We start from the raw sequence: 5,118 nt of genomic DNA, 5'->3' as shown, positions 1-5,118 counted from the left end.
GTACCAGCCCTGGCCGGTGTCGCAGCCCAGTTCCCGCAGCTGTTCGGCCTGGGCCGCCGTCTCCACCCCCTCCACCGTCACCGCCAGGTCCAGGCTGTGCGCCAGGGTGACGATCCCCTCCACGATCTTCAGGTCGACGGGGTCGGCCGGGTGCCGCTGCATGCCCCGGGTGAAGGACCGGTCCAGCTTGAGCACGCTGACCGGGAGGCGGCGCAGATTGGCGAGGTTGGAGTAGCCGGTGCCGAAGTCGTCGAGGGCGATGTCCACGCCCATCTCCGCGAGCTGGCGCAGCGGTTTGAGCAGCCCGTCGTCGGCGCCGATCAAGGCGGACTCGGTGAGCTCCAGGCAGAGCGCTCCCGGCTCCAGGCCGGAGCGCTCCAGCACGTCCACGGTCTCGGCGACGAGCCGGGGGTGGTGGAGCTGGGTGGGCGAGAGGTTGACGTTGATCCGCAGCGGGCCGCCGTCGGTGTGCCGCTCCTGCCAGTGGTTGGCCTGGCGGACCGACTCCTCCAGCACCCAGCGGCCGAGCGGCACGATGAGGCCGGTGTGCTCCGCGAGCGGGATGAACTGGTCCGGCCCGAGGACGCCGTGCTGGGGGTGGCACCAGCGGACGAGGGCCTCCGCGCCGTGCACGCTGCCGTCGCCGAGGTGTACCAGCGGCTGGTACTCGATGAAGAACTCGCCGCGTTCCAGGGCAGCCGGGAGCGCGGTGGTGAGTCCGTGCCGGGTGATGGCCCGCGCGTCCGCCTCCTCGTCGGCGAGCTCGAAGCGGTTGCCGCCGGCCGATTTGGCGCGGTACATCGTGATGTCCGCGCTGCGCAGCACCTCGGCGGCGCTGCGGACGCCGGAGGGGCCCTCCACGACCCCGATGGAGCCGCGCACCGTCAGCTCCCGCCCCTCGATCCGGATGGGGGTGGAGAGCACGCTCAGGATGCGGCAGGCGAGGTCGCCCACCTCCCGCGCCGTGTTCGGGCCGGTGGTCAGCGCCACGAACTCGTCCCCGCCCAGCCGTGCCACCATCTCTCCCTGCGCCGTCGCGCAGCTCTGCAGCCGGTCCGCGACCTCGACGAGCAGGCGGTCGCCCGCCGCGTGGCCGAGGCTGTCGTTGATGGCCTTGAAGCCGTCGAGATCGAGATAGCAGAGTCCGAAGCGGGTGCCTGCCTTGGCCGCGACCGCCTTCTCCAGCCGCTCGAAGAAGAGGGTCCGGTTGGGCAGTCCGGTGAGCGCGTCGTGGGTGGCCTCGTACCGCAGCCTCAGGTTGAGCAGCCTGCGCTCGGTGGTGTCCTCCATGAGCGCGAGCTGGTACTCCGGGCGGCCCTCGGAGTCGCGCAGCAGCGACACCGTGAGGTTGGTCCACAGCACCGTGCCGTCGTTGCGGAAGTAGGGCTTCTCGACCCGGTAGTGGTCGCGTTCGCCGCGCACCAGCTCGTGGTAGTACCGCCAGACGTGCGGGGTGTCCTCCGGATGGGCCCAGTCCGTCAGTTTGCGGCTGCGGACATGGCTGTCGAGACCGCCGAACATCCGGGTGAGGGTGTCGTTGCTCTCGAGCACGTTGCCGTCGAGGTCGGCGATCGCGATGCCGATGGCCGCCTCGGCGAAGACCGCCTGGAAGCGGGCCTGCGTCTCGTGCAGCACCTGCTCGGCGTGCGAGCGGGCAGCCAGCGCGGAGCGGGCGATGGCCTCCTGCTCTCCCCGCGTCCGCTCGCGCAGTGCGTGGCTGTACCCCCCGGCCAGCGCGTGCTGGATGCGCGCGCTGCGGGCCCGGCCGTCTTCGGTCGACAGCCCGGTGGGGCCGTTCCCGCCGCAGTAGAGCACCAGGTACGAGTCGATGACGCCGAGGGTGGCGCTGAGGGCGTCGGGGTCGGTGCAATGGGCGGCCACGAGGGCGGCGCCCACCCGCTGGGCGGGTGCCGCGTCGAACGGGCGGGCGTGCAGGGTCTCGTTCAGCGTGCGCGCCAGGGGCAGCAGATGCTGTTCGAACTCAGGACGGGTCAGCGAGGTGGCCGTCGACGGGAAGATGGCCCGGCTCCAGATCGTGGCGAAGCGCCGGAGCCGGTCCTCGGGGCCGTCCGGTTCCTCGTCCGGAGCTCCGGACTTCTGGGCGGGGATGCTCACGCCTTGCGCCCCACACCGGCGTAGCCCGAGAAGGCGAACGGATCTTCCGGCTCACCGGCGGTACCGGGGTCGGGCCGCCAGTCCGGCATCGGGACCAGCCCCGGGTCAACGAGTTCACAGCCCTCGAAGAAGCGGGCCACCTCGGCGGGCGTGCGCATGATGAGCGGATTGCGGATGCTGTTGTACACGCCCACCGCACCGCCCGCTTGCTCGCGGGTGAGCGGGATGCCTTCGTACGCGGCATGGGTGACCACGAGCAGGCTGCCCGGGGCGAGTGCCTCGCGCAGCTCGGCGACGGCGGCATAGGGGTGGTCGGAGTCCTCCACGAAGTGGAGTACGGCGACCAGCAGGAGGGCCACCGGCCTTTCCAGGTCGAGCAGTTCGCCGATCTCCGCGCTCTTCAGGATCTCCTGCGGACGGCGCAGGTCGGCCGCGACCACGGTGGTGCGGCTGTCACCTTCGAGAACCGCACGGCTGTGCGCCACCGCGACCGGGTCGTGGTCGACGTAGGCGACGCGTGCGGCGGGGTCGGCCGCGTGAGCGACCTCGTGGACGTTGCCGAAGGTCGGTATGCCCGAGCCGATGTCCAGGAACTGGGTGACGCCCGAGGCCACCGCGTAGCGCACCGCCCTGCGCATGAACGCGCGGTTGGCCTGCATGATCTTGGGGAGACCAGGCATGAACTCCATCGCCCTGCGGGCAGCTTCCCGGTCCACCTCGAAATTGTGCGAACCGCCCAGATAGAAGTCGTACATGCGGGACACGCTCGGCACCGAAATGTCTATGCCTTGCGGTGCCCAGGCGGGACGCTCCATCGATGTCTCCAACAAGTCGCCACGACGATCCGGCCATGTTCATGGTCAGTGTTGAGCAGAGGCTACTGACCGACCGCCAAGAGAGCGAGTGGAAACGGAAATTCGCGGTCCGTTATTGGTCACACCCTGGTGACAGGTGTGACCACCGTACGTATCCGCAGGTGGACGCGGAGCGACCGGGGTTCCCGTCGGGTTGCCGGGCAACGATCCGGAACTGGCCAACTCGCCAACGGTGTTGAATCAGGCAGCCCTGGGCCTTCATATCACATAACATCCCACACCCTTCCACGGGCATCCCCCCACCCTCTCTCATGACATCACCACCCTTTATCGAAAGGCGAGTTGTCCGCCACCGACGGAAACCGACCCCCCGGTAACCGGGAGCGGCGAACCCGCGTCCCCCGCGAGGCATTTCGGGCCACACCGAATGACCGGCACGGGCGGGAGGGCGGGTCCACCGGCGGACTCCACCGCCCCGCCCCACCGAACACGCGGCCCGGAACCGGAAGTCGGCGCTCACTTTCCGTCAGTCGCCGCTCACCGAAAACAGTCCGCGCGGTCCGGGTAGCGCGCCCGCCCCGGAAGCCCGCCCGTCGGCCGCACAGCACGATTCCCCCCTCCGTACATGAAAACCGCCGATTGTCCCACCATCAGGCGAATCACCCGAGTGCGTCGTGCTTATCCGGCCGAGGAGGACCATGATCCGGTTCGTGCACGGATCACGTATCGGACGGTTCACCGCGGCCACCGCGCTCCTCTGGCTGATGTCCGCGCCCGCCCCGGCGGTCGCGGACGCCTGCGCGGTCGCCGTCATCGGGCCGGACGGCCAGATCACCGCGGTCGCCGTGGCGGGGAGCAACGTCTGCACGCCTCCCCCGACGCCGCCGCCCTCTCCGTCACCCGAACCCCCACCGCCTCCACCGTCCCCCGCTCCCCCGCCTCCGCCGTCCCCGGCGCCGGAGCCCTCACCCACGCCGGAACCTCCGCCGCCGCCCCCGAAGCCCCGGCCGCCGGCGCCACGCGCCCTCCCGTCCCCCACCCCCCGGCCGACACCCGCGGTCCCCGCGCCCGCGCCACCGCGCCCGCCGGAGCCGAGTCCGTCGCCGACCTCCTCGCCCACCCCGTCCGCGCGCCCCGCGCCCCATGCCGTCGCACTGCCCGCCTATCGCAGGCCTCGGCGCCAAGTCCACGACAGCGGAACCTCGTTGGTGACGCTCTCTCTGATGATCACGGCTCCCGCGGTGTTCGCCGTCGCGGTGCTCCGGCCTCGCTCGTCCCGCTGACCCGACGGAGGACACCTTGTCGGAATGGATCGCCCTCTCCATCGCTATGGCATCGGTCTGTGCCGTCGTACTCACCATCACCGTCCTCAACAACCGCCGCGTGAGCGAGGACGACGACCCGTCCGAAACGCCCGACGTCATCGAGTACATGACGATGATGATCGGCGTGGTCTACGCCATCGTGCTCGGCCTCGCCATCGCGGGCGTCTGGGAGGGCCGCAGCTCCGCCCAGGAGTCCGTACGTCTGGAGGCCCAGGCCCTGCACGAGGTGCACGCGCGGTCGTCCGTCTATCCGGCGGAGGTCCGGACACGCATCCGCGCCGACGTCGACGCCTACGTCTCCTACGTGGTGAACGACGAATGGCGGTACATGGAGAAGCACGCCTCCCTCACGGAACACGGCACCCGGCTCATCGACACGATCCGCGCGGACGTCACCGAGTACGTCCCGCAGAACGACCACGAGGGCCAGGCCTACCAGCCGCTCGTGGACCAGGTCGCGGCCGCGGACGACGCGCGCAGCGCGCGCGGGCAGAACGCGGGTGCCACGATGCCGGGGGTGGTGTGGTTCGGCCTCATCATCGGAGCCCTGGTGACCGTGGGACTGATCTTCACGCTGCAGATCCGCAGAACCTTCCGCGAGCTGCTCCTCGCGGGCCTCTTCAGCGTACTGATCGCCTTCCTCCTCTTCCTGATCTGGGACTTCGACGCCCCGTTCGGGCGGGGCATCTCCGCGACCGCTGCCCCCTTCTTCGACCTCTTCCCGCACGCGGCACGCTGAGGCCGACTCCGGAAGAACGTGTCCCCCGGGCGGTGAGCCGCCCGGGGGGTGCCTCTATGTCGTTCGTCAAGGCATCCCTGTCGGGCTTGGGGTGGTTCGGGTGGTGGGGTTATGCGGCGAGTTC

The 5,118-nt window shown here is 70.4% G+C and carries 3 protein-coding genes; 1 reads left to right on the top strand and 2 read right to left on the bottom strand.

Annotated elements, in window-relative coordinates:
- Positions 1–2,115, bottom strand: a 2,115-nt coding sequence (locus tag ACFWEP_RS31320; RefSeq protein ID WP_387375174.1) for a putative bifunctional diguanylate cyclase/phosphodiesterase, incomplete at its 3' end; no start/stop codon positions are given.
- Positions 2,112–2,930: an SAM-dependent methyltransferase gene (locus tag ACFWEP_RS31315; RefSeq protein ID WP_387375172.1), complete on the bottom strand. Its 819-nt coding sequence runs from the start codon at positions 2,928–2,930 to the stop codon at positions 2,112–2,114. The genes ACFWEP_RS31320 and ACFWEP_RS31315, both read right to left, overlap by 4 nt.
- 1,299 nt (positions 2,931–4,229) lie before the next feature.
- On the opposite strand from ACFWEP_RS31315, the gene ACFWEP_RS31310 reads away from it, so the two are divergent.
- A complete protein-coding gene (locus tag ACFWEP_RS31310; RefSeq protein WP_387375170.1) occupies positions 4,230–4,994 on the top strand; it encodes a hypothetical protein in 765 nt (254 codons plus the stop codon).
- Positions 4,995–5,118: the final 124 nt, after the last annotated feature.

The sequence above is a fragment of the Streptomyces sp. NPDC060198 genome (assembly GCF_042728415.1).
In the GTDB taxonomy this organism is placed as follows: Bacteria; Actinomycetota; Actinomycetes; order Streptomycetales; family Streptomycetaceae; genus Streptomyces.
This window is presented reverse-complemented; position numbering and strand designations above follow the sequence as displayed.